Here is a 25,566-nt window from a genome sequence, read left to right on the forward strand (position 1 = left end):
TTATGGAGTTTGACGCCACCAGCCCGCATCACTTCGGGCTTTTTCTATGCCGCTCCTGTCGCAGAGCCTCGACCATTCAGCAACCGACCTGCCGCTGACGGCCAGTTGCGGCGCTATATCGGAAAGCGGGACCATGACGAAAGCCCGTTCGGTCATGCGCGGATGCGGCAGCACCAATGTCGGACTCCCAAACGTTTCTTCGCCCTCATAGGCAAGGACATCGATGTCGATGATACGTGGGCCCCAACGCTCGATGCGCTGACGCTTCATGCGTTTTTCGATGTCAAGACAGGTGGCAAGCAGGGCTTCCGGTGCGAGCAAAGTTTCGACCTCGGCGCAGGCATTGTGAAACCAGGCCTGATCGGTCTTGCCCCAAGGTGGGGTCTTGTACACAGCCGACACGGCCCGAACACGCGTATCACTCCGTCTGTGCAAGGCACGGAGAGCCTTCCCCATCGAAGCCACCGGATCGCCAACGTTGCCGCCGAGCCCAAGCCATGCCTTGTGCATCAAAGCGCTCAACTGCGCTGCCTGCGTGCGTTCAGGACGGCATCCGCCAGGGCGAGTGCGCTGCGGTTCATTGCGACATCGTGCACCCGGAAAATATCCGCCCCGGCCAGCCTCAAAATCGCCGACGAAGCTGATGTCGCAACATCCCGCTGCTCAGCTTCGCCGCCCGACGTCGCGCCAAGGAACCGTTTGCGGGACGTGCCAACGAGGAAGGGGTAGCCAAACGCCGAAAGCTCGGCGAACCGATCCATCAGCGAAATATTCTCTGCCGTGTCCTTGGCAAAGCCGAAGCCAGGATCAAGTACAATCTGATCGCGAGAGACGCCGGCAAGCTTGGCGATTTCCAGCGAACGATTGAGAAATGCGAATTGATCGACGATCACATCCGGATCGCGTTCACGTTCACGGCCAGTATGCATGATGACAAGGCCCGCACCGGTCTCCACGGCAAGACCGGCAATGGCCGGTTCGCGCTGTACACCCCAGACGTCGTTGACGATGTGGGCCCCTGCTGCCACCGCAAGGCGGGCTGTCTCCTCGCGGTACGTATCGACGGAGATGATGATATCGGTCTCTTTCACCAGCGCTTCGATCACCGGCAGAACGCGGGATTGCTCGACGGCCGGTTCGACCCGTGTCGCGCCGGGACGGGTCGACTCGCCACCGACATCGATGATCGATGCACCTTCCGCGATCATTTGCCGTGCACCTGCCAACGCATGATCGAGCGAGTAATGTACTCCACCATCTGAAAAGGAGTCAGGCGTGACATTGAGCACGCCCATGATGAGCGCCCGATCCCCCAAAGTCAGAGACCGGCCATGTGCCAGCTTCCATTCCCGTTGCATTGGAGCGCTCCTCGATCTTCGAAATTTGCAGTCCTGTTTTTTATCAGTTCGCGCGCGACGTCAATTCATCCGCAATGTTTTTGACGATAGTGTCAGGATCAGGCAGACTTGGCTGAAAGGAAAATTCATATGCGTATTCTTGCCAGGGCTGTAGCGTTCGCCACTCTTTTTCTGGTTGCCGCGTCTGCCGCCAACGCAGCAACCGTATTGAGAAAATACGAATACTTTACATTGAACGGGCGTACCGCAGCAGATCTCGACCGCGAACTCTATCGCCGCGGTCCCCTGCTGCAACGGACGGGACAGCGTCATCCCGGCATGACGAAGATGCGCTTTGTAAACAGGATCAAATACGGCTCAGACGGCAAAAGCTGCCGTGTCGTCGACGCCGACATCACTGTCCACGCCCAGATTTACCTGCCTCGCTGGAAACAGCGACGCACAGCGAATCCGGATCTTGCTGTGGTTTGGGACACGCTGTCGGCGGACATCAAGCGGCATGAAGAAAGCCATATCTCGATAGCCCGCACAGCGGCCGGCGAAATGGAGCGCCGTATAAGGGCACTGCCCTGGCGCAAGGATTGCGCAGCGATGAAGGCCGACATCGATGCTCTGACGGCGAAGTTGATGATTGAGCACGACATCGCGCAAGTTCAGTTCGACAAGGTCGAAGCGATCAATTTCGATGACCGTTTTGGACGGCTCCTGACCTATCGCATTATCCGCGAATTTGGAAAGAATCCCTAATTGACACCAAGCTTCTTCTGGAGGCTTGTGGAGGATGTGGTGTACTGGAACACCACGCGCTCGCCCGGGTTCACGATGCGTTTTGCCGCCTGGGTCATCAAGGCGGCTTCGTGGAAACCCGAGAGGATGAGCTTCAACTTGCCCGGGTACCAGTTGATATCGCCGATTGCGAAGATACCAGGCTCCGATGTCTCGAATGTCTCGACGTTAACCGGAATGAGGTTTTCGTTGAGATTGAGCTCCCAATCGGCAATAGGCCCGAGCTTCATCGTCAAGCCGAAGAAAGGCAGCATGCGCGTGACTGGAATATCGATCTCGCCTTCATTGCCCTTGATCGTTGCATGCGACAGCTGACCGTTGTCGCCCTTCAGTCCCGAGACCTGGCCGAGCTCGAAGCGGACACTGCCGCTCTCGACAAGCTCGAACATCTTCTTGACGCTGTCTGGCGCGGCACGAAACTCTGCGCGGCGATGCACGACCGTAAGGCTGCGCGCGATCGGCTGCAGGTTCAGCGCCCAATCCAGCGCGGAATCGCCGCCGCCGACAATCAGCACATCCTCATTGCGGAACTCTTCCATGCGTCGCACGGAATAGAACACGCTTTTGCCCTCGTAGGCTTCGATGCCTGGAACCGGCGGACGTTTTGGCTGGAACGAGCCGCCGCCAGCGGCGATCACGACGACTTTCGCTTCAAAGACCTCAGCCTCGTCGGTTTCAACGTGGAATGATCCGTCAGCCTGACGCTCCAGCTTGGTGACCATCCGGTTGAAATGAAACTGCGGCGAGAACGGCTTGATCTGCTCCATCAACTTCTCGGTGAGATCATGCCCGCTGATGATGGGCCATGCCGGGATGTCGTAGATCGGCTTTTCCGGATAGAGCTCGGCACATTGGCCACCAGGGCGATCCAGGATATCGATGAGATGGCATTTGAGATCGTAGAGGCCAAGTTCAAACACCGCAAACAGGCCGACAGGCCCGGCGCCAATGATCACAACATCGGTTTTGATAATCTCACTCATCGAAATTCCTCATGCCAGAACGTTCTGCATGCCGTGCAGAGAATAAAGGGATAATGGCTGGTACATCAGAGCATCACACAACGCTCAAAGGACGCACGGGCTGAACAGCGCGTAAACACTGCACTCGACAAGGTCAAGAGAATGCAGGTCGCCGGTGCTGCAAAAGCTTCAGTATAGCGGTTTTTCTAATCGGTGGATGAGAAAAAATCAGGCGAGATCCTTAGGATCGGGACCCTAGGCCTGCCGCTCTGGAACATGTACGATCAGGCCATCCAGATCGTCCGAGACGCGAATCTGGCAGGACAGCCGCGAGTTCGGGCGAACATCATAGGCAAAATCCAGCATGTCCTCTTCCATCGCTTCCGGATCGCCGGCCACGGAGGTCCAATCTTCGTCGACATAGACATGGCATGTGGCGCACGCACAAGCACCACCACACTCAGCATCGATGCCCGGCACGGCATTGCGGATAGCATTTTCCATCACGGTCGAGCCGTTTTCTGCGTTCGCCTCAATACGCGCGCCATCGAAAGTGACAAACGTGATCTTTGCCATAAAAAATGCCCCAAGCAGGAAAGTTAACGCTGACATAGGGATTTGGACAGGGAAGTCAATTGTCATCCCTGACGCATCCGTTACCGTCCAAGCTGCATTCCGGCAGGAAGCAGGCCGTTACCGCGTGATGGCCGCAATATAATCCCGCGTATCGTCGATGACCGGGCGCAGGTCCTTGATCTTTCTCAAGTCGGACGGCGCCTGCTCGACCGCCTCAGCCATCTCTGCAACGCGAAACGCGCCGATAGCGCGCGCAGAACCTTTCAGTGACTTGGCAAGGCGCACGCGATCGTCCGGATTGGCATGGGCCAGACGATCGACGATGCCACAGATTTGGCGGGAGAACAGGTTGAGGATTTCGATTTCGAGGGCTCTATTGCCAAACGTCTCACGCGTCAGATGAACGAGATCGATTGGCCGGTTGCGGGAGGGCGTCGATTTTTCGCCTCCAGGTAGTGCGAAGGCCATCGAGACTTGTTGTGGCAATGCCATGGTATGCTCCTGAACGCTTTTACAAATGAACTAACGAATTTATTCAAATGCCGCTGATTCAAGGTTAAAGCGAGGCAAGCAGGGTGCAAAAACGGGTACTTATGGTGAACGATCGGTAAATTTTGATGTTGAGGTGAAATTTCGTTCGACCTCAAAAAATTAACCTTGTGTTTAAACTTTTAAGCATTTCCCGAATCCATTGTTTCTTTCCAAGCCATGTGCCAGTACGATACACTAGCGGCGTAAAGAGTATGGTGCGGTGGGCTTCACATGTGGTCACCGCCCAATATTGTGAGGTAAACATGGCCACAGCCCCGAAAAGCAAAGCAGTGAAGGCCGAGGACGAACTTGGCCAAGCTCTTGAAAAGGCTCTCGAAATTGATTTCGACGAGTCGACGCTTGGGATGGATATGGATTTGTCGCCTATCGATGACGACTTCTTGTCCTTCACTGATCTGGAAGCGCAGATATCGCAGGCAGCTCAAGAGCTTGCAGCGGAAAAGCAAAACCAGCCTGCTGATCCGGAGCCGGTGAAAACCGCCGAAATCAAAGCGCCTGCCCCAGTGGAGCCCCCAGTACCGCTTCCTGCGCCCAAGGCACAAATTAAGGCTGCGAACCCCATTCCGGCTGCGCCGCCCGCACCGCCACGGGCCCCGGCCATACCAACACAGACCTTCAAGCCCGCAAACGACGATTTGCTGCAAACTACTACCACCGTGCGCCCGGCTACGACGGTGCAAGCTCCCAAGTCTTACAACCTCGTCACTGCAATTGTCAGCCTCCTTTGGGCTGGCGGTGTCTTTGCACTCGGCAATGCGCTGTACGGCTCTTCACTACAGTCGATTCGCTCGTTCTCGGACTTCGCCGCGGCGCCATATGCCATCGGTCTGGCCATCGCCATCATCGTACCGATCATGCTGTTCTGGGCCTTTGCGCTGATGGTTCGGCGCGCCCAGGAAATGCAATATGCCGCGCGTTCCATGGCTGAAGCAGCCATGCGTCTTTCCGAGCCGGAAATGCTGTCATCCGATCGCGTCGCCTCACTCGGACAAGCAGTGCGCCGCGAAGTGGCCGCCATGAGCGAAGGCGTCGAACGCACCCTCGCCCGCGCCGTCGAGCTTGAGACGCTGGTTCAGACCGAAGTCAATCAGCTCGAGCGCGTTTACACGGACAACGAATTCCGCATCCGCACACTTGTCGACCGGCTTGGCGGTGAGCGCGAATCGGTTATCGGCCATGCGGAGCGCGTCCGCGCCTCGATCTCGAGCGCCCACGAACAGTTGAAGGATGAGCTGTCGCAGGCCGGTGAATCGCTGCGCGAGAATCTCTCCAACGCCTCGACCAACCTCACCATGTCCATCAGCCAGTCTGGCGAGACACTTATCGACCGCCTCACGCAGAGCGGCCAGGCGATTTCCGAGTCGATCACATCGCGTTCTGACGATATCTCGCACAAGATCAGCACTTCCGGCGAAGCCTTTGCAAACCTTCTGGAAATGCGCATCGCAGCACTGTCTGAACAGACCGATGCCGTAACCATGAAACTGGCCGACACACTGGATGGCCGTACCAACAGCATGCTGTCGCTGCTTGGCAACGCCACGCAGACCCTCGTCGGCGAATTTGACACGCGGCTTGCAGGGCTGGACACAACAATCAACGAGCGCGGACGTTCACTTCTCGCTGAATTTGAGACCCGTGCTCAATCGCTCGACACCAGTACAGAGCGCCTCAATTCGGCGCTTGAAGCCCGTGCACGCCAGATCAACGAGCAGTTGATCGAGCGCACCCGCGACATCGCCAAGACCTTCACCGATGGCCGCGCTTCGATCGATGGCATCGTCGATGAGACCAAGGCGAAGATCGGCAATGATCTCTCGAGCCTGTCGGAATCCGTCGGAAGCCTGCTCTCGACCAACGCAGCGGCCTTTGCCGACAAACTGGCAGAAAACCGCGAAGCATTGGCTGCAACGCTGTCGGGCGAGACCGAACGGGCCGCTTCGATCATCAGCCACCACGCCGGACAGTTTGGCGATCATACGTCCAACCTGAAAGGCCTGCTTGAAAGCAGCACATCAGCCATCGGCCAGATCGTCGCCGGGCACACCTCGTCCCTTGACGATAGGGCGGCAGGCTTGCGCGCGGCGCTCGATGACAATGATGCACGCATCGGTGCGACACTCGAGCAGCACGCGAGGGCAATCGAAGACCGCACCTCCGGCATGCATGCAGCCTTCTCCGACACCGACGCCAAGATCCGTCAGACGCTTGATGAACATGTTCGCACGATCGATGCCCGCAGCGGCCAGATCGAGACGGCGATCCATGCCAATGACGCGAGAATTGGCCAGACGCTCGATGCCCATGCCAAAATCATGGATGACCGCACATCGGGCATGCGCGCCGCATTCGTCGACACGCACGCGAAGATTGCGCAGACACTGGATCAGCACGCCAAGAGCCTCGACGAGCGCAATCAGGAAATCCACGTGGCGCTTTCGAGCAGCGATATCAAGCTTGGCGAGACGCTTTCCGCCCATACGCAGGCCATCGACGCCCGCAATGCTGAAATCCAGTCGACGCTGCTCAACAGTGGTGCCCGCATCGATGACACACTCGGCGGATTTATCGAATCCGTTGACGATCGCACCAATCGTATCGAATCGGCGCTTACCAGCAGCGATGCCCGTATCAGCGATGTCCTTGCATCCCACGCCAGTGCCATCGAGGATCGTACAGCCGGTATCGAACAGGCTCTGACGAACAGCGATGACCGGATCAGCCGGACGCTTGCTTCACATGCCTCGGCGATTGATGAGCGGTCAGCGGGGATCCAGTCGGCGCTGGACAATACCCATGCCCGCATTGACGAGACCCTCGTCCGGCATGCTGACCATATCGAGCAGCGTACATCGGGCATCCGCTCGGTGCTCGACACCAGCAACAACAAGATTGGCGAGACGCTTGCCTCGCACATCATTGCGCTCGAAGAACGCGCTTCGGGCATCCGGTCGGTGCTCGACGACAACAACAACAAGATTGGCGAGACACTTGCCTCTCACATCGGTGCTCTCGAGGAGCGTGCTTCGGATATTCGCTCGCTGCTTGACGGAAGCAACAGCCAGATCAGTGAGACGCTTGGCTCGCATATCGGCGCTATCGACGAGCGCGCCGCTACCATCCGAGCGACGCTTTCCGAAAGCCACACCCGCATCGGCGATACGCTCAATACCCATGCCAGCCAGCTCGACGAGCGGATCGCTGGTATCAAGGCAGCCATGGAACAGGGTACTACCGCGCTTGACCAGACGCTGGACAACCGGGCCAGCGCAATCAGCGACCGTACTGTTGCACTTCAGGCTGTCCTCCAGGACAGCGCCGAAGTGCTGGCGAAAGCCTTTGAAAACCACGGCGGTACCATCGACGAGCGTACGACGACGATGCAGAATGCCCTGGCAATCGGCGTCGATAATGTACGCAAATCGCTGGAGCAGAGCGCTTCGGTGGTCGCACGCAGCCTGCGCGACAAGATCTCCGAGGCCGCTTCTTCGCTCACCGGAGAAGCACAGAAGGCCGGCGAAGCGCTGGACGGTCATGGCGAGGCGTTCAGCCAGCGCATGAACGAGAGTCTGGCGCAAACCGAGAAGCGTCTTGGTGAGCGCGCCCGCGAAGCCGCGGCCAATCTGGAAGCGCTTGAAGCACGCTTCTCGGCGGCGACCGATTCAACGGCGTCCAAACTTGCCGAAAGCACCCGTGAGCTCAATGAAGTTCTCTCGGCCCGTTCGCAGGAGATCATCGGCATCCTCGACAATACAGCACAGCCGCTGGTCGACAGCCTTGCCGATAATGGCCGCACGCTTGCCTCGCAGCTCGTTGAAGCCACGACAGCCGCCACCGAACGTCTGCGTGTCGAAAACGCCGCGCTTATCAATGCGATCGCCAGCCGCACGGCAGAGACCATTACTGCTGTCCAGGCCGCGAAAGCAGGTCTCACCGACGATGTCAGCAATCTGATCGACCGGCTCTCCGCTTCCAACGCGAAGCTGGGCGAACTCATTGACATGGCAACGAAGAACCTTGGTGACATTGACGGGCGGCTTCTGGATACAACGACGACCTTCGCCGAAAATGCGACCAAGGCCGCAGAATCGTTCCAGACCTCGACGCGCCTCATCGATGGCAATCTGGGCAAGCTGTCGCAACTGTCAAACTCGACGCTGACCGACATTGCCGCCATCGCCAAGCGCTTCGAAGACCATGGCAGCATGTTGAATTCGGCGTCTGAACTCATCGGAGCTTCGCAGACGAATCTTGCTTCGACCTTCGATGAGCGTCAGGAAGCATTGAAGAAGCTGGCAGACGGCTTGGTCGCCAAATCCGAAAACATCGAAAAAACCATGCGTTCGTTCGAGTCGCTGGTCTCCTCGGCATTCGATCGTGCCGAAGGCCGCGCATCGCAGACCACCGAACAGATCCGCAACTCGATCTCGGAAGTTGTTGAACAGGCCTCGCAGAAGTTCGCCAATGCGACCGACGAAATCCGCCGTTCCTCTGCCGCGATCCGCGCGGAACTCGAGGAAACACGTTCCGAATTGAAGCGTGGTGTCATGGACATGCCGGAAGAGGCGAAACAGTCGACCGCACAAATGCGCAAGGCCGTCGCCGAGCAAATCAATGCCCTGAAGGAACTATCTGAAATCGTTCAGAAGTCCGGACGACTGACCGACGTTGGCGAAGGACGTGCCGCACGCGCGTCGGCCCGTGCATCGGTTGCTGTCGCAGCCCAGCCACAGCGTTCCGAGCCAGTCGCTTCTCCGCAGCCGCAGACAACTGCGCCGGCCGCACCAGCAGCAGCTCCGGCAATTCGCGGCAGCCTCGACGTGCGTGGCAACGCGGCACAAGCGCGCCCAGCCGGCAATGGCTGGGTATCGGATCTGCTTCGCCGCGCATCGAGCGACGAGGCTCAGGCCGAGCCAAAGGCAAAGACGCCTGAAGCAGGCGGACGTTCGCCAGGTCAGGTTGTCGAATCCCTCAACTCATTGTCGATCGACATCACCCGTGCCATCGATCATGAGGCTTCGGTCGAGCTTTGGCAGCGTTACCGAGCTGGTGAGCGCAATGTGTTCACCCGACGCCTCTATACGCTCAAGGGCCAGCAGACATTTGACGAGATCAAGCGCAAGTATCAAGCGGACAGCGAATTCCGCCGCGCCGTCGACCGTTACATGGATGATTTCGAACGCCTGCTCGAAGACGTAACGCGCAATGACCGCGACAATGTCATGACGCAGAACTATCTTACGTCTGACACCGGCAAGGTCTATACGATGCTTGCGCACGCGAGTAACCGACTGCGCTAGATCCAGCCGATAACGACATAAAAAAACGCGGCCTCTGAGCCGCGTTTTTTTTAGAATGACGTTCAGGATGATGGCTCGGAGCCTCTTGCGATAATGTTGGTGCAAGTGGCTCTAGATAACCGAGAGCGTCCAAGTGACGATGTCGCTTGTCGTATTGTCGAATGCGCGGTCGAGGGCGGCAATATAGGACGCGTTACCAGCGCCCCCACCGACAGGAGAGGTGGAACGGAACACACGCGACGAGCGGACGGTCCCGTTCTTGTCGTTCAGAACTTTGACGGCAATTTCAACGACTGCCGTTTCCCCGGCTGAAGCGTCGATGTCAAAGGTCCGAATTTCACTGATGACCTGATAGTCGATGGCAAGGCCATCGCCCGGGCGGCCGACACCGCCAAGACGGTGGGTGCTCTCAAACGCCTGGACCAGACGCGACTGCACAATATTCGGCAGGCGATCCGCCCACTGAGCACCCTTCAGGTAGGAAATCGAATTTGGCCCTGACCTGACAACAACATTTTCGCCATCGAGCGCCTTGAGCGCGGAGGGAGCTGCAATGAGAATTTGTCGTCCCTGCTTCCTCGGCGAGGTCACGGCGGGCGAAGCACTGGTAAGGTCGAACGTATCAAGCTTCTTGGAGCTGGCGCAGGCTGAAACGGACAAAGCCATCAGCAGAGCGGCAACTGTCATTCTCGAGCTTACCAATCCCCTGTCCCCGCGAAGCACAACGATCTCTTGATCTTCATGCGTTGCGAATCGGCCAAAGTCAACGGCGTGTGCGGCCGTCATATTCCGGAACACTGCCGCCCCCACCGAAAATCACACGCTGCGGGTTCTTTTCAAGATCCGATATGGCACGCTCGATGCGTTGGACCGACTGGCGGCTCTCGGTGACGAGCGCTTGTACGTCGCGTAGACCCTGTCCGGAGAATCGGTTGATGTTGTCGGTGATGGGACCAAGCCTGGCATTCAGGTTGTCCGCCATCGCGCGATAGGATTTGAGTGTATCGCGTGCTTCACGCACGACGCTGCCATCCTGATCCGAGAGCTGTTTATCCAGTTTGGCCAAAACACCGTCGACCCGTGTCGATGCGGAATTGAGATTCGTCATCATCTCACGCGCTTCCTGGACAACTGCCTGTACGTCCTCGGCGCTCTGGCTAAATTTGTCGATAACCTCCGAATTGCTCGCAAGGGCGTCTGTAAATTTCTTCGTGTTGTTGACTGTGTCGACCAGCGGCCCCTTCACTTCCGTGATGAAGCTCTCGATTGTGCCTACCGCGCCATCCACGCGCTCAAGGATGGTCTGCGCCTTCTGCAAAAGGTTGTTCACCACGGACGGGTCGGCGTCCATGCGGGCGACCTGGTCGTCCTTCGCCGCTTCCTCGAGCAAATTCGGTTCGTTGAGCTTGCCGCCCTTGAGTTCGATGAAGGCCTGTCCGGTCAGGCCAGCAAAGCCCAAGGTCGCCTGCGTTGAACGCGTGATCGGCGTCGTGGCGTTGACTTCCGTCTGGGCAATCACCGCATCGGGATTGTTGGCATCGATAAACAGCCGCCGTACACTGCCGACCTTAATACCGTTGAACAGAACCTGGCTGCCTTCCGAGAGGCCCGTTACCGAACCAAGAATGCGTATTTCGAGGGTCGCTGTTTCACTTCGGTCGCCGTAACGCGCAATCCAATAGACGAATCCGAAAGCGAGCGCACAGATCACCAGCGTGAAAATACCGACCAGAACATAGTTGGCTTTGGTTTCCATTGCCTGCTCTACTAACCCTCTTGCTCCACAACGGAGTTTGGCGCAGCTCGATCGCCCCCCGATCGCCGCCTAACGATACTGTTGTTAACAATCTGGCGAGCGCGCTTGCCGCGGAAATATTCCTGAACCCACGGGTCGTCAAACGCCAGCATATCCTCGATGGTTCCTTCGACGAGAACCTTCTTCTTACCCAATACCGCGATTCGGTCGCAAACCGCGAACAGGCTGTCGAGATCGTGGGTCACCATATAGACGGTCAATCCCATCGTATCGCGCAAATTCGCGATGAGTTCGTCGAATTCTGCAGCTCCAATCGGGTCAAGACCCGATGTTGGTTCATCAAGAAAGACGATCTCTGGATCGAGCGACAAGGCACGGGCCAGCGCAGCGCGCTTGATCATGCCGCCTGAGAGTTCCGACGGATATTTTTCCGCCGTGTCGGGCTTCAAGCCGACCAACTCGATTTTCAGACGTGCAAGTTCATCCATCAGCCGTTCCGGAATATCGAGATATTCACGCATCGGTACCTGGATGTTCTCCAGCACAGTCAGCGACGAAAACAGCGCACCCTGTTGGAACAGCACGCCTATGCGCATGTCGACGCCCAGTCTTTCCTGTTCCGAGGCGCGATCGAGATCATGCCCGAAGATGGTGATCTTGCCGCTCTGCTTCTGGTTCAGGCCCAAAATCGCCCGCATAAGCACGGACTTACCTGTGCCGGATGCACCGACAAAGCCAAGAATCTCGCCGCGGTAGACGTCGAGAGAGAGAGAATCGAGGATCTTGGCCCGGCCGAAGGAAACACTGACATCTTCGACGGAAAGGATGACCTCCCTTGCGTCCTGTTCGCCGTTCTGTCTGCTTGCTGTTGGAGACATATTCCTGGCGCTCAAAAGTTGATCGATGCGTAGAAGACGGCAAAAATACCATCGACCACGATAACGACGAAGATCGACTTGACCACCGACGCGGTGACGCGCTGGCCTAGCGATTCAGCGCTGCCGCCGACCTTCATGCCTTCGACCGAAGCCATGATGCCAATGATCATCGCCATGAACGGCGCCTTGATCAGGCCAGCGAGATAGCTCGAGAGGTCGATGGCATCGCGTAACCGCTGAATGAACGCATCGGGTGTAATTCCCGAATAAGCCCATGTGATAACCATTGCCCCGGCAAGCGCCGCGAAATCGGCGATGATTGTCAACAACGGCAGGGAAATGACCAGAGCCACAAGACGCGGAAAAACCAGGACGCCCACCGGGTTGAGGCCAATGACGGTGAGCGCGTCGGTCTCCTCGCGCATCTTCATCGAACCGATTTCCGCCGTGATGGCACTTCCGGAGCGGCCGGCGATCATGATGGCCGTGAGCAGCACGCCAATTTCCCGCAACACCAGGATCCCGACGAGGTCGACGACGAAAATCTCTGCACCAAAGTAGCGAAGCTGGAACGCCCCCTGTTGCGCGATGATCGCGCCAATGATGGTCGACATCAGAACGACCACCGGAACCGCGCCGATGCCCATGCTGTCGATCTGGTGCACAATGGCTGCGGGCCTGATGCCGCTTCTGCCGCTGCCCTTCATCTGGGCGCCACGCACGGTTGCGCCGAGGATATGCATGGATTTCATGAAGTCGCCGCCGAAAGCGTAGACGGTTTTGCCTATCGTCTCGAGGAATCGAATCAGCATCGACGGGTGTTCGACTGGGGCAACGTCCGAGGGCGCAGCCGCCGCTTCGCTCACGGCATCGAAGAGGGCGCCCCAGCTCGCGGACTGTCCCTCAATCTTGACCTCTTTACCAGCCTGCAAAAGTGCGGTTCGCAGGCGCTCAACCAGCCATGTTCCAGCAGTATCGAGCATTTGAACGCCCGAGAGGTCAATTACAGCGCTCGAGAAGCCGTTGGCGTGACTGATTTCGCGCATTCTGTCGTCGACGCGACGGACATTGCGAGTGGTCCACGCGCCAGATAGCCTGATCGTCGCCCGATCGCCATCCTTGTCGAATTCAACGTGGGGATGTGCGGCGGTAGAAGCACTTGAATTGTTTGCTCTATCGGTCAACATCACACACACATATCGAGTCTCTTTGCTGATGTCACTTGAACAATTAAGGCGTAGATCATGGCGATTCACTTGGAGCTGACGGTCGAGCGGTGGCCCATCGCGGGAACCTTCACGATCTCCCGCGGCTCCAAAACCGAGGCCGCTGTCGTCGTATGCACATTGAGCGACAACGGCCATGTGGGACGCGGCGAATGCGTGCCCTACACCCGCTACGGTGAAAGTCTCGATTCGGTTTGCGCGGAAATCGAAAGCCTCCGGGATGACTTGATCAACGGTGTCAGCAGAGAGGATTTGCCACGTCTGATCGGGACCGGCGCGGCGCGCAATGCCATTGATTGTGCTCTGTGGGATTTTGAGGCGAAGCGAACGGGCACGTCCGCAAGGCAAATCGCCGGCCTGCCTTCACTGCGCGATCTCACGACAGCGGTGACAATTTCGTTCGGCGAGGTTCAGGCCATGGCGGCCTCTGCCATGGCCTTTGCCGATCGGCCCTTGATCAAGGTGAAGGTTGGCGGCGAAAACGACGCTGAACGCATTCAGGCCGTCGCACAAGCTGCACGGACAAGCCGCATCATTCTCGATGCCAACGAAGGCTGGACGGACGACAACATCGTCGAGAACGTGCTGGCTGCCGCCAAGGCTGGAGTCGTGCTGATCGAGCAACCTTTGCCCGCCGGAAAGGATGCGATCCTCTCCAGAATCCCCCACCCGGTACCAATCTGCGCCGATGAGAGCGCCCATGGCACCGACGATCTTCACACGTTGCTTGGCCGCTATGACAGCATCAATATCAAGCTGGACAAGACCGGCGGCCTGACCGAAGCGCTGCGCATGCAGAAGCGCGCACGCGAGCTCGGTTTCGGGATCATGGTTGGCTGCATGGTTGGAACATCGCTGGCGATGGCTCCGGCAATACTGGTTGCCCAGGATGCGGATTTTGTCGACCTCGATGGCCCCTTGATCCTGAAGGAAGATCGCAGGCCCGGCCTGATCTTCCAGGGCAGCCGCATATCACCGCCCGAACCCGCACTGTGGGGTTAAATCTCTCGCTGTTCGAGCTTTAGCGCTACATTCGCAAACACCAGGCCGCATGCGGCGAGAGCCACCATCGCATAGAACCCGTAGATCCCTGTCGCACTGTAGAGCGGACCTGAGACCATCGTGACAATGGCCAGCGATGTGCCGATGAAAAAGGTCGACAGGCCCTGTGCCGTGCCGCCGCGTTCTTCCGGTATGGTGAGCGCAATCATCTTCTGCATGCCCAAAAACGAGAGCGCGAATGAAAAAGCGTGCAGGCTCTGAATCAGCAGGAATCCAGCCACACCAAGACCGGCCGGCGCGATGAGCGGAAACGCCATCCATCGGAACATTGCGACAGCAGAACCGATCATCAAGACCCTGGCCGGATGAAGCCGACCAAAAACTCGACGAAAGCTGGTAAACATGATTACTTCCGCAACAACCGAGATCGACCACAGCGCGCCGATCATGGTTTCCTCGATGCCGATAGACTTCCAATAGATTGCTGAGAAACTGTAACCATAGGCATGGCTGGCCTGGGTGATGCCAGTCGCAATCAGGAAGGTCACGAATGCGGGCCGGCGCAGCGCCCTGCCCGCATCGGCCATATCCACGTTTGAAAGCGGCGAGAGCCGGCGCGGCTTGCCGATACGCGGTACGATGAAGCTCACAGCGCATGCTGCAACGAGCAGGCCGAGAAGTGCCCACGGGATGATGTGTTCACCCACCTGTTGGATGAATATTCCGCCAACGAAAGACGTCAGCAGAAACGAAATCGATCCCCAGACTCGCATCTTGGCGAAATCTGCACCGTATCGGCGTACACCCGACAAAGCGATCGTATCGGCGAGCGGTACCTGTGACGTCCACGGCGGAGCAAGCAGCAACGAAACAACAAGAATGCCGGCAAAGCCGAACGGCACGAAATAGAAGGCCGCCACGATGGCGGCCAGGACAGTGGCAATGCTTAAGATATGCGCCCGGTCATTCGAGCGATCGGCGAGCATGGACACAAGCGGCGCTGCAATGACACGAACGAACAGCGGCATGGACAGGACAATGGCAATCTGCGTGGGCGTCAGCGCGCGATATTCCAGCCAGAGCGGGAAATACGGCAGATGCAAACCGCTCGACGTGAAAATCGCGAAATAGGCCAGCGCGACCCGCAGCTCGAAACGAGGCGGCTTCTCCTGGTAGGTGTCCGCTGAGGCGGCGGCTATCATTGAAGGACTTTCGGAGGGTCGGAATGGTTCAGGCAGAATCGCAACCGTGCATTGCCTGAATTCCGCAACTATCATGAATTTCGCCAAGCGCCTACAAATGCTGGTAAAATTTTGATGCAAGACACAGTGATACCCCCTCCGTCCCGTTGATTTATCAGACGAAGCTCATAAGAGTGTCGCGGGGATAAATCAGATTGGGGAATTCGCCATGGTGGACGGCGCGGACGTTGCGGCGCATGTGCGTTTCTGGGATGCAGTTAATCGCGCCGGTTTCTGGAGGCGTGTACTGGCATTCTTGATTGATGCCACTATCGTTTTGATTCCCTTGCAAGTTCTAGTTGCTGTGCTTTTCGCCCAGACCAATGGCACAGTGCAGGGCTCTTTCGGCTTCACCACCACGTATTGTGTGGCTCTTGGGGAAATACCCGCGAACCTTGAACCCGCACCGCCTGCCGGGTTTAACTCAGCTGCCGAATGCCGGATATCATTCATCGGTTTTTTTGACACTGCGCGGACGCTTAGCGTAGCAAAGGTTACTGAAGACGGTTCGGTGACGACAAGTATCTCCACAGATTACACACTCGGAACTGACGGTCAGCCAAACCAGGCTTTCACAACTGATTGGATCGCACTACTCCTCTTGCTCGCTTATCTGGTTGTCATGGAATATCGCTTTGGCCGCACGTTCGGCAAGCAAATGCTTGGCATTCGGACTATTGACACCGACGACCCTGCTCAGACGGGCATTCCCTTAAAGAAGGCATTTTTTCGCCAGCTTGCTATGTGGATAGGTGCGACCCCTGCCTTGCTTCTGCTTTCATATCTCACTGTTGCCCCCTACCTCACAAGCGGGGTCGTCGCGGCCATGATATTGACCTGGCTCATAGGAATGGTCTGGCTGATCTGGATTATCGTATCGGTGTCTAAAAAGCAGGATCCGATTTACGACAGATTGGTCGGAACGGCAGTTGTGAGCGTGTAGGTGTGGAGTCCCTATCGAGCGGACGCAGCCTGCTTCGATTTCACTCGGCTCGCGGCAAGTTCCCGAGAACCAACAATCGTCGTGAGCACACTCTCGAAAATGTCGGCGCAGGCCTCCCAGCTGAAGCCTTGAAGCCTGATCTCCGGGTCGACACGCCCCATCTCCAGCGCGCCTAATGCCGCTTCCTGCAAATCGTCGGAGAGCACGCCCGCTCCCGATGCACCGATGACGTCTTTTGGCCCGGGTACAGGATACCCCGCAACCGGAAGACCACAGGCGATGGCTTCCAGCAGCACCAACCCGAATGTGTCGGTGCGGCTTGGGAAGACAAAGACGTCAGACCCGGCATAGAAGCGGGCGAGATCCTCGCCTTCCTTCTTACCGGCAAAGACCACACCCGGATATTTGCGCTTCAGTTCATCGAGGTCCGGACCGTCGCCGACGACGAGTTTCGTGCCAGGCAGATCAAGCGACAGGAACGCTTCAAGGTTCTTTTCCGGCGCTACCCTACCGACGCACAGAAAAACCGGTTTGGGCAGGCCAAGATCGACCTCGGGCTGGGGACGGAAGAGCTTGCGATCGACGCCGCGCGTCCACACCTTCAAGGTCCTGAAGCCGCGCGCAACCAGTTCGTCATGGATGGATTGCGTCGGGACGAGGCAGCTTTCCGCTGCATTATGGAAGCGTCGCAGGAAGCTGTAGGTCCACGAAAGCGGCACCGGCAGGCGTTCGCGCAGATATTCGGGAAAGCGTGTGTGGAAGCTGGTGGTGAAGCGCCAATTGTTCTTCAGGCAGGCGCGACGCGCCATGATGCCAAGCGGGCCTTCGGTAGCGATATGGACGAATGCCGGTTGAAGTTCTTCGATCCGCGCCTTGACCGCCAGCGGATGGGTTAGTGCCAGACGGATTTCAGGATAGGTGGGGCAAGGTGTGGAGCGATAGTCGGCGGGCGATATGATAGTCACCTCGAAGCCGCGTGCCTCCATCTGCTCGCGCAGCTTCGTCAGGGTTCGCACGACACCGTTCACCTGGGGGTGCCAGGCGTCCGAAACTATGACGAGCCGTTTTGGCTGGGCGTTTCGCTCAGGCGGCATTCGCCGCCTTTGGACGCTTGGCGTCCAGTTGAACAACAGGTGCGAAGCCGGCCTGCTCGCCGATCAGGTGCGTCCAGGACAGGAGTTCCATCCGGCCGTCAAAATGCTCGACAATGGCCGTGCAGCTTTCGACCCAGTCACCGGTATTGATATATTCGATACCGTCGATGTGCTCGATCGTTGCGTGATGAATGTGACCGCAAATCACCCCGTCGGCGCCGATGCGTCGCGCTTCGTCCGAGACGACCGTCTGGAACGAGCCGATGAAATTCACGGCTTTCTTGACGCGAAATTTCGCCCAAGCAGAGAACGACCAGTAGCGCAAGCCGAGCATGCGCCGCACCTTGTTCATGATCGTGTTGATGGCGAGCGCTGCGTCATAGGCCCAGTCGCCGAGATAGGCGATATGGCGGGCATTGCGCACCACGACATCGAACTGGTCACCATGGATGACGAGGAACTTCCTGCCGTCCGCCGTTTCGTGCATTGTGCGGTCCATCACCTCGATACCGCCGAAATGCGTTCCCTGGAAATCGCGCAGGAATTCGTCATGGTTGCCAGCTATATAGAGGATGCGGGCGCCCTTGCGGCTCTTGCGCAGCAGCTTCTGCACGATATCGTTGTGTTCCTGCGGCCAATGCCAGCTGCGGCGCAAGCGCCAGCCATCAACGATATCGCCGACGAGGTAGATCGTGTCCGCATCGTGATACTTCAGGAAATCCAGAAGAAAACTCGCCTTCGCGCCTTTCGAGCCGAGATGAACGTCGGACAGGAAAAGCGTGCGAAACTTACGGGTCTCGTTCTCGACCATGGGGCTGATCTCCGTTCAGCGCTGACGCAACGGCGTCCGGTTGCGCTGACAGAAACCCGATTCATGTCACAATCATATGACGGTACCGAAATGTGGGGGTTCTTCGAAGATAAACACTTGTAACAAAATAGACTTCATTTATGCCTCGGACTGCTGTTTAAGCGTGCTACAGCATTTGAATGTGACCGCCAGACCAAATTCCCCGGAGGACCTGTTCCATGGCCAAGGACAACGTACCCAGCAGCTCTGACCTTGACGAAAGCGCGCTGTTTTATCACCGCTTTCCTCAGCCGGGTAAGCTGGAAATCCAGGCGACGAAGACGCTGGGCAATCAGCGTGACCTCGCGCTTGCGTACTCCCCCGGGGTTGCCGCGCCATGCCTTGCGATTCACCGGGACCCGGCAACCGCGGCAGATTACACGAGCCGCGCCAACCTTGTTGCTGTCGTCTCCAACGGCACTGCTGTCCTTGGCCTTGGCAACATTGGTCCGCTCGCTTCCAAGCCGGTGATGGAGGGGAAGGCCGTCCTGTTCAAGAAGTTCGCGAATATTGACGTGTTCGACATCGAGATCGATGCCAACGAAATCAACAGGATTGTCGATGTTGTCGCTGCCCTCGAACCGACATTCGGCGGCATCAATCTTGAAGACATCAAGGCGCCCGAATGTTTCGAGGTCGAGGAGCAACTCCGCGCCAAGATGAATATCCCGGTTTTCCACGACGATCAGCATGGTACGGCCATCATCGTGGCCGCTGCCATACTCAACGGGATGGAACTCGCCGGCAAAGACCTGTCCAAGGTAAAGATCGTCGCATCCGGTGCCGGTGCAGCCGCCCTCGCCTGCCTCAATCTGCTGGTCAAGCTTGGCGCCGATCGGAAAAACATCTGGGTCTGCGACCTCGACGGAGTCGTCTATGAAGGCCGCAACACGCTGATGGACCGCTGGAAATCGGTCTATGCGCAGAAGACCGATGCGCGTGTGCTGGCCGACGTTATTGGCGATGCTGACGTTTTCCTTGGTTTGTCCGCGGCCGGCGTGTTGAAGCCGGAGCTTCTGAAGCAGATGGCTCCCAACCCGCTGATCATGGCCCTTGCCAATCCCAATCCGGAAATCATGCCGGAAGACGCACGCGCGGCCCGAGCCGATGCGATGATATGCACCGGCCGGTCGGATTTCCCCAACCAGGTCAACAATGTTCTCTGCTTCCCCTACATCTTCCGCGGCGCGCTCGATTGCGGTGCGCGGGCGATCAATGAGGAAATGAAGATGGCGGCAGTCAAGGCGATTGCGGCGCTTGCCCGCGAGGAGCCATCCGACGTCGCCGCGCGGGCTTACTCCGGCGAAACGCCGACGTTCGGGCCGAACTATCTCATCCCCTCGCCCTTCGATCCGCGCCTCATCCTGCGCATTGCGCCGGCAGTCGCAAAGGCTGCGATGGAAACCGGCGTCGCCGGGCGTCCAATCGAGGACTTCGACGCTTATCTCGACCGGCTGAATCGTTTCGTTTTCCGTTCCGGTCTGATCATGAAGCCGATCTTCACGGCGGCAAAATCCGCCGAGAAGAAGCGCGTCATCTATTCGGACGGTGAAGATGAGCGTGTGCTGCGCGCTGCCCAGGTGGTTCTGGAAGAAGGCATAGCCATCCCTACACTGATCGGGCGACCGCAGGTCATCGAGTCACGCCTGCAGCGCTATGGCCTGAAGATCAAGATCGGCAAGGATTTCGATATCATCAACCCGGAGGACGATCCGCGTTACCGTGACTACGTCGACCTCTTGGTCAGCCTGACTGGACGGCGCGGCACAACACCGGAGGTCGCTCGTACCATGGTTCGCGCCAGCGGTACTGTCATTGCAGCGCTGGCCATCATGCGCGGCGAAGCCGATGCCATGATCTGCGGGCTGGAGGGGCGTTTCGAGCGGCACTTGCGCAATGTCGACCAGATTATCGGGAAGGCACAGGGCATTCGCAATTTCTCGGCATTGAGCCTGCTGATTTCGCAGCGTGGCGTGCTGTTCCTGACGGACACCTATGTCAACATCGATCCTACGGCGGAGGAAATCGCCGAAAAGACGGTTCTTGCCGCCAATGAGATCCGCCGTTTCGGTATCGAGCCGAAGGCGGCGTTGCTGTCGCATTCCAATTTTGGCTCTCGCGATTCCGAAAGTGCTACGAAAATGCGCACTGCATCCGAAATTCTGCGCACGAAGGCGCCTGAGCTTGATCAGGATGGTGAAATGCACGGCGATTCGGCGCTTTCGCAGGTGCTGCGCGACCGCGTGCTGCCCCATTCGCACCTGAGCGGCGAGGCCAATCTGCTGGTATTCCCAAATCTCGACGCTGCGAATATCACGCTCAATGTCGTCAAGTCGGTTACTGACGCCTTGCACGTTGGTCCGATCCTGCTCGGTGCTGCCAAGCCCGCCCATATCCTGACGCCGTCGGTAACATCGCGCGGCATCGTCAACATGACAGCACTGGCAGTGGTGGAGGCTTCACAGCGCGTTGATTGACGTCCGACTGTCTCATTGCTGCCGCATGATTGTGGATGTTTCATGCATATTCATTGTTCCTGGATACGCATGACAAACCGAGGCGGCGGCATGTACCGGAAATTGCAAATCACTCTCGTGGCCATCGGCGCCATGATGGCGACCACGCAGCTGTCGTTTTCCAATTCAGATATTTGTGCGCGCATGCAGGAGCGGCTCGACACGCTCAACAGCCATGCTGACCCCGAAGATCCTGAATTCGCGCTGCGTCGCGACCGGGTTGAGGCGGCACTTGACGCCAATAATTGCCCGGTGACGGATCAGCCGCAAAGTGAGGCGCCCCAATACGACGTGCCACTTTATGAACAGCCACAGCGCGACTACCCCCTGCATGAAGAGCCGCAGCGCGAGGCAGCACAACCGCAGCCCTATGAGATATTGGGAAGCGAGCCCGAGTCGATCGAGCCCGAAATGAGCACCGCGCCGTTCTATGGCGGCCGCTACCAGACACTTTGTGTCCGCGCATGCGATGGCTACTATTTCCCGATCTCCTATGAAACTGGCGCCGAGAATTTCGCGCGCGATCAGACGCAGTGCCAAGCCCAATGCCCCGGCGCGAAGCTCTACTATCAACCCACTGACACACCGAACCCTGAAACGATGATTTCGCTCCGGGGTGACGTCTACAAGAATATGCCGAACGCTTTCAAATTCAGGGCTGTTGGCGCCACGGCGACACCGCAGTGCACCTGCCAGAAGACTGCCGGCAATTTCCAAACGTTGGGAAACCCAAGGAAAGTGGCGGTGGAACCAGTCAAGCCCGCTCCTGCCCCCCAACCGCCCCAACCCAAGCCTGTAGAAGCGAAGGCAGAGCCGGCCAAACCGATCGACACCAAATCGGAGACGTCCACGGCTGTTGTTGAGCCCGTTGCAAAGCCATCTTCAATCATTCAGCTGGGCGAGCCGGCGACGGCAAAAATAGAGAAGCCCAAACCCCTGACCGAAGACAAGCCGCTCGATCCCAACCGCAAGGTCAGGGTTGTCGGGCCAACGTTCCTTCCCGACCAAGCAGGGGCAACAAGTCCGCAAGCTCCGGACCAGAAGTCAGCCCAGTAAGGGCGATGCGCAACGGCATGAAGAGCGGCTTGCCCTTGCGTCCGCTCTCGGCTTTCACGGCGTCGGTCCACTGTTTCCAGGTATCGCGACTCCAAGGCTCTGGGGGGAGCAGATCGAAGGCGGCGCGCACGAAATCGCGGTCCTCTTCGACAAGCTGTTCGTCTGACGCCGGACCATTTTTGACGATATTCCACCAGATCACGGCATCCGAAACGCGTGAAAGATTGCCGCGTACCGCGAGCCAGAGTTCTTCGGTACGGTCACCCTCGATACCAAGAGCTGCAAGGCGGTCCCTTGCCTGAGCATAGGGCATCGCGTGGATAAGGGCGCGATTGAGCGCATCGAGATCGGCAGGATCGAATTTCGAGGCGGATTTCGACGTTGCGGCCGGGTCGAAGATTTCAGCGAGCGAGCCCATGTCGGGCACCGCGACCACGCTCTCCGAGGTCCCAATCAACACTGCAAGGCTGGCAACGGCCATCGGCTCATAGCCATCACGGCGAAGACTGCCGATCGAGAGTGCGCCGGTGCGCTTGGAAATTCCTTCGCCTGACGCAGTTGTCAGAAGGTTGATATGGCCGAGCTCGGGAACCTTTGCACCAAGAGCCTCGATGATCGAAATCTGGACGCCACTATTGGTGATGTGGTCGTTGCCGCGGATGATATGGGTGATCCCCATGTCGATGTCGTCGACAACCGATGTGAACGTGTAGAGATAGGTGCCGTCTTCACGCACCAGCACCGGATCGGACAGAGAGGCGAGATCGACCGTTTCCCTGCCGTGCACGAGATCGTCCCAATGAACTTCAGTTCTGGCCACCGAAAACGGGTCTTCCTTGAAGTTCGGCAGGAGGAAACGCCAATGGGGGCGCCGGCCCTCCGCTTCCAGCTTGGCTCGATCGGCATCGGTCAGCTTCAGCGCGTCGCGGCCGTAGATGGGCGGGAGGCGGCGAGCAAGGCGCAACTTGCGCTTGCGCTCCAGTTCCTCGGCCGTTTCGTAGCAAGGATAAAGGACACCCGCCGCCTTCAGCGTTTCAGCTGCGGCGTCATAGATTGGAATCCGCTTCGACTGATGCTCAATCCGCACGGGATCGATGCCCAGCCATTCGAGATCCGCAATCGTCGCTTCGGCATATTCGGCCTTGGATCGGGCTGTATCAGTATCGTCGAAACGCAGGATGAATTGCCCGTTGTTCTTCAGCGCAAACAGCCAGTTGAACAAGGCAATTCGCGTGTTGCCAATATGGATATAGCCGGTCGGAGACGGTGCAAAACGGACGATGATGGTCATGCTTGCGGCATATCGGATGCAGCTACAATTGGCAATATGGGCCGCGCTCGCACGCGGCCCATATTCTTAGTCGTCGTTGAGGACGAGCCCCTTGGTCAGTTCGAGTGCCTGGCGCTCGAACAGGCTCCGGTAGATGCCGCCATTGAGCCTGATCAGGGCCTCGTGGTTGCCCTCCTCGGCGATGCGGCCATGGTCGAAGACCAGCAGCCGGTCGAGGGCGCGCACCGTGGACAGGCGGTGAGCAATCACCAGCGTCGTCCGCCCCAGCATCAGCCGTTCCATTGCCTGCTGGATCAGCACTTCCGATTCTGAATCAAGGCTGGATGTTGCCTCGTCCAGAATAAGGATGGGTGCATCCGCCAGAAAGGCTCTGGCAATGGCCACCCTTTGGCGTTCACCACCGGATAGCTTGACACCGCGCTCACCGACCAGCGTGCCGTAGCCCTTCGGCAATGCCGAAATGAAGTCGTGCGCGCTGGCCTGCTTGGCCGCCTCCTCGATCTCCTCTTGCGTCGCACCCGGTCGACCATAGGCGATGTTTTCCGCCAAGGACCGGTGGAACAGGATTGGCTCCTGCTGCACGATGGCAATCTGCTGGCGCAGGGACGCCTGCCGGACGCTGGCGATATCCTGACCATCGATCAGAATCTGGCCGGCCTTCAGGTCATGCAGACGCTGGATCAGCTTGACGAAGGTCGTCTTGCCCGAGCCCGAATGCCCCACCAACCCCACGCGCTCGCCCGCCCGGATCGTCACCGAGAAACGATCGTAGAGTGGCAGACGATGTGCACCATAGAGGAAGGTCACATTGTCGAACTCGATCTTGCCATTGGTGATCCGGATCGGCTTTGCGCCCGGCTGGTCTTCAATGCCTAGCGGCTGGCCCTGGATGTCAACCAGTTCCTCCATGTCATTGACCGACCTCTGCAAATTGCGGATGTGCATTCCGACTTCCCGCAAATAGCCCTGCAGAATGAAGAAGGAAGTGAGCACGAAGGTGATATCACCTGCACTCGCCTGTCCCTTCGACCACAGGATCAACGCAAAGCCGATCACCGCCGCCCTGAGCACGAGCAGCATCGCCCCTTGAGTCGTGCCGTTGCGCGTGCCGCGAACCCACGTGCGGGCCGTCCGGTCCTGCCATTTCATCAGGACCTTGGCAAGGCGTGCATCTTCCCGGCTTTCCGCTCCGAAACCCTTGACCACCATGTTGCAGCTGACGGCATCGGCGAGCGCGCCGCCAAGCTTGGTATCCCAACGATTCGCAAGACTTGCCATCGGTGCGACGTAGCCGAGCGACATCATCACGGTGACCGTAACAAAGGTCAGCGATCCAATGCCGATGATCACACCCATCAGCGGCCAATACCAGGCCATCAGCGCAGTCGATCCGACCAGCATGACAATGGACGGGAACAGTGCCAACAACAACGTGTCGTTCAACAGGTCGAGCGCCCACATGCCTCGGGTCACCTTGCGCACCGTCGAGCCGGCAAAGCTGTTGGCATGCCAGTCGGTCGAGAACCGCTGAATCCGGTAAAATGCGCCCGAGGCAATGTCCGACATCATGATCAATGTCAGTTTGACCACGGCCAGGAACTCTATGTGCCGCAGGATGATCGTACCCAGCGATAGTCCGAGCAGCGTCGAGAAAGCAGCAATCGCCGCATTCCAGACGACAGCCTCAGTCGGATGGCCATTGACGACCGCGTCAACCAAGCGGCCCGAATAGAGCGGCGTCATCACGTCTGCCAGTGTCGAGAGCAACACTGCAACAAGAATGACGGCCAGACGCACCGGCTGTTTTTGCCAGTGTTTCCAAGTGAATCCAAGAACGCTGCGGAATGCACCACCGCGCAGGTCGAATCGAAAAATAGTCATGATGATGTCCGGCGCCAAAATCACACCGGCCTCAATGGGAATTTCAGACAAGAGTGCCGTGAAAAAGCTTGGTATCAGTACGGCATGGTTGATTTGGCGACTCGCCTGAAAACAGGAAAGGCCAATGTCGGCGATGAGTTACCTTGACTTGTGAAGGTAATCAAAGAGCCAATGGGCTCTTCGTCATCACGTGTCAGGAACGAGCGCCGCCCCGTGGGGACATGGTGAAAGCTGCCATTCGAAAACCTCCCGGTCTTCATTGCCGGACTTGCGCTTATAAGTGAATCGTTCGCAGACG

Annotated in this window: 20 protein-coding genes; 6 read left to right on the forward strand and 14 right to left on the reverse strand. The window is 58.0% G+C overall.

What is annotated here, in order from left to right:
- Positions 1 to 510 (reverse strand): 2-amino-4-hydroxy-6-hydroxymethyldihydropteridine diphosphokinase, encoded by a 510-nt coding sequence (folK, locus tag CU102_RS05445; protein ID WP_106710029.1) that lies wholly within the window; start codon positions 508 to 510, stop codon positions 1 to 3.
- Between the two features lie 8 nt (positions 511 to 518).
- Complete coding sequence (gene folP / locus CU102_RS05450; protein ID WP_106710030.1) at positions 519 to 1,358, reverse strand: dihydropteroate synthase; 840 nt, start codon at positions 1,356 to 1,358, stop codon at positions 519 to 521.
- Positions 1,359 to 1,487: 129 nt separating this feature from the next.
- Here folP and CU102_RS05455 point away from each other — a divergent pair, with 129 nt between their 5' ends.
- On the forward strand, positions 1,488 to 2,105 hold the full coding sequence (locus CU102_RS05455) for a DUF922 domain-containing Zn-dependent protease (protein ID WP_106710031.1): 618 nt from the start codon (positions 1,488 to 1,490) through the stop codon (positions 2,103 to 2,105).
- Here the strand turns inward: CU102_RS05455 and CU102_RS05460 are convergent.
- From CU102_RS05460 to CU102_RS05470, 3 genes are all read right to left on the reverse strand, one after another.
- A complete protein-coding gene (locus tag CU102_RS05460; RefSeq protein WP_106710032.1) occupies positions 2,102 to 3,127 on the reverse strand; it encodes an NAD(P)/FAD-dependent oxidoreductase in 1,026 nt (341 codons plus the stop codon). The two genes, CU102_RS05455 and CU102_RS05460, sit on opposite strands and share 4 nt — an antisense overlap.
- 234 nt (positions 3,128 to 3,361) lie before the next feature.
- Positions 3,362 to 3,682: a 2Fe-2S iron-sulfur cluster-binding protein gene (locus CU102_RS05465; RefSeq protein WP_106710033.1), complete on the reverse strand. Its 321-nt coding sequence runs from the start codon at positions 3,680 to 3,682 to the stop codon at positions 3,362 to 3,364.
- Positions 3,683 to 3,799: 117 nt separating this feature from the next.
- Positions 3,800 to 4,174 carry an Hpt domain-containing protein gene (locus CU102_RS05470; RefSeq protein ID WP_245425214.1) on the reverse strand — a complete coding sequence of 125 codons (375 nt, stop codon included), beginning with the start codon at positions 4,172 to 4,174 and terminating at the stop codon, positions 3,800 to 3,802.
- 302 nt (positions 4,175 to 4,476) lie between these two features.
- Here CU102_RS05470 and CU102_RS05475 point away from each other — a divergent pair, with 302 nt between their 5' ends.
- Complete coding sequence (locus CU102_RS05475) at positions 4,477 to 9,534, forward strand: apolipoprotein A-IV repeat region-like domain-containing protein (protein WP_106710034.1); 5,058 nt, start codon at positions 4,477 to 4,479, stop codon at positions 9,532 to 9,534.
- Positions 9,535 to 9,645: 111 nt separating this feature from the next.
- Here CU102_RS05475 and CU102_RS05480 read toward each other — a convergent pair whose 3' ends face one another.
- The 4 genes from CU102_RS05480 to CU102_RS05495 all read right to left on the reverse strand — a co-directional run bounded on the left by CU102_RS05480 (position 9,646) and on the right by CU102_RS05495 (position 13,355).
- Positions 9,646 to 10,221 carry an ABC-type transport auxiliary lipoprotein family protein gene (locus CU102_RS05480; RefSeq protein WP_208113792.1) on the reverse strand — a complete coding sequence of 192 codons (576 nt, stop codon included), beginning with the start codon at positions 10,219 to 10,221 and terminating at the stop codon, positions 9,646 to 9,648.
- A gap of 76 nt (positions 10,222 to 10,297) precedes the next feature.
- Positions 10,298 to 11,290 (reverse strand): MlaD family protein, encoded by a 993-nt coding sequence (locus CU102_RS05485; protein ID WP_106710035.1) that lies wholly within the window; start codon positions 11,288 to 11,290, stop codon positions 10,298 to 10,300.
- Between the two features lie 11 nt (positions 11,291 to 11,301).
- Entirely contained in the window at positions 11,302 to 12,168 is an 867-nt protein-coding gene (locus tag CU102_RS05490; RefSeq protein ID WP_106710036.1) for an ABC transporter ATP-binding protein, read from the reverse strand.
- An 11-nt stretch (positions 12,169 to 12,179) separates the two neighbouring features.
- A complete protein-coding gene (locus CU102_RS05495; RefSeq protein WP_106710309.1) occupies positions 12,180 to 13,355 on the reverse strand; it encodes an ABC transporter permease in 1,176 nt (391 codons plus the stop codon).
- Between the two features lie 57 nt (positions 13,356 to 13,412).
- On the opposite strand from CU102_RS05495, the gene dgcA reads away from it, so the two are divergent.
- On the forward strand, positions 13,413 to 14,396 hold the full coding sequence (gene dgcA, locus CU102_RS05500) for an N-acetyl-D-Glu racemase DgcA (RefSeq protein WP_106710037.1): 984 nt from the start codon (positions 13,413 to 13,415) through the stop codon (positions 14,394 to 14,396).
- Here dgcA and CU102_RS05505 read toward each other — a convergent pair.
- The gene (locus CU102_RS05505; RefSeq protein ID WP_166648316.1) at positions 14,393 to 15,598 is read right to left on the reverse strand and encodes an MFS transporter; all 1,206 of its coding nucleotides are present in this window, start codon (positions 15,596 to 15,598) and stop codon (positions 14,393 to 14,395) included. The genes dgcA and CU102_RS05505 overlap by 4 nt on opposite strands.
- A 208-nt stretch (positions 15,599 to 15,806) precedes the next feature.
- On the opposite strand from CU102_RS05505, the gene CU102_RS05510 reads away from it, so the two are divergent.
- Entirely contained in the window at positions 15,807 to 16,580 is a 774-nt protein-coding gene (locus CU102_RS05510; RefSeq protein ID WP_106710039.1) for an RDD family protein, read from the forward strand.
- Between the two features lie 11 nt (positions 16,581 to 16,591).
- On the opposite strand, the gene CU102_RS05515 is transcribed toward CU102_RS05510, so the two are convergent.
- Together CU102_RS05515 and CU102_RS05520 are read right to left on the reverse strand one after the other, a co-directional pair.
- Positions 16,592 to 17,674, reverse strand: coding sequence for a glycosyltransferase family 4 protein (locus CU102_RS05515; protein ID WP_106710040.1), 1,083 nt, complete (start codon positions 17,672 to 17,674; stop codon positions 16,592 to 16,594).
- Positions 17,664 to 18,485: a UDP-2,3-diacylglucosamine diphosphatase gene (locus CU102_RS05520; RefSeq protein WP_106710041.1), complete on the reverse strand. Its 822-nt coding sequence runs from the start codon at positions 18,483 to 18,485 to the stop codon at positions 17,664 to 17,666. The genes CU102_RS05515 and CU102_RS05520 overlap by 11 nt, the downstream gene beginning before the upstream one ends.
- 218 nt (positions 18,486 to 18,703) lie before the next feature.
- Here CU102_RS05520 and CU102_RS05525 point away from each other — a divergent pair, with 218 nt between their 5' ends.
- Together CU102_RS05525 and CU102_RS05530 are read left to right on the forward strand one after the other, a co-directional pair.
- Positions 18,704 to 21,001, forward strand: coding sequence for an NADP-dependent malic enzyme (locus tag CU102_RS05525; RefSeq protein ID WP_106710042.1), 2,298 nt, complete (start codon positions 18,704 to 18,706; stop codon positions 20,999 to 21,001).
- Positions 21,002 to 21,070: 69 nt separating this feature from the next.
- Entirely contained in the window at positions 21,071 to 22,096 is a 1,026-nt protein-coding gene (locus tag CU102_RS05530) for a DUF2865 domain-containing protein (RefSeq protein ID WP_166648317.1), read from the forward strand.
- Here the strand turns inward: CU102_RS05530 and gltX are convergent.
- Both gltX and CU102_RS05540 read right to left on the reverse strand, forming a co-directional pair.
- Positions 22,014 to 23,387 carry a glutamate--tRNA ligase gene (gene gltX / locus CU102_RS05535; protein WP_106710044.1) on the reverse strand — a complete coding sequence of 458 codons (1,374 nt, stop codon included), beginning with the start codon at positions 23,385 to 23,387 and terminating at the stop codon, positions 22,014 to 22,016. The genes CU102_RS05530 and gltX overlap by 83 nt on opposite strands.
- Positions 23,388 to 23,453: 66 nt before the next feature.
- Entirely contained in the window at positions 23,454 to 25,268 is a 1,815-nt protein-coding gene (locus CU102_RS05540; protein WP_106710310.1) for an ABC transporter ATP-binding protein, read from the reverse strand.
- Between the last annotated feature and the right edge of the window lie 298 nt (positions 25,269 to 25,566).

This window comes from Phyllobacterium brassicacearum (assembly GCF_003010955.1).
GTDB classification, from domain to species: Bacteria; Pseudomonadota; Alphaproteobacteria; order Rhizobiales; family Rhizobiaceae; genus Phyllobacterium; species Phyllobacterium brassicacearum.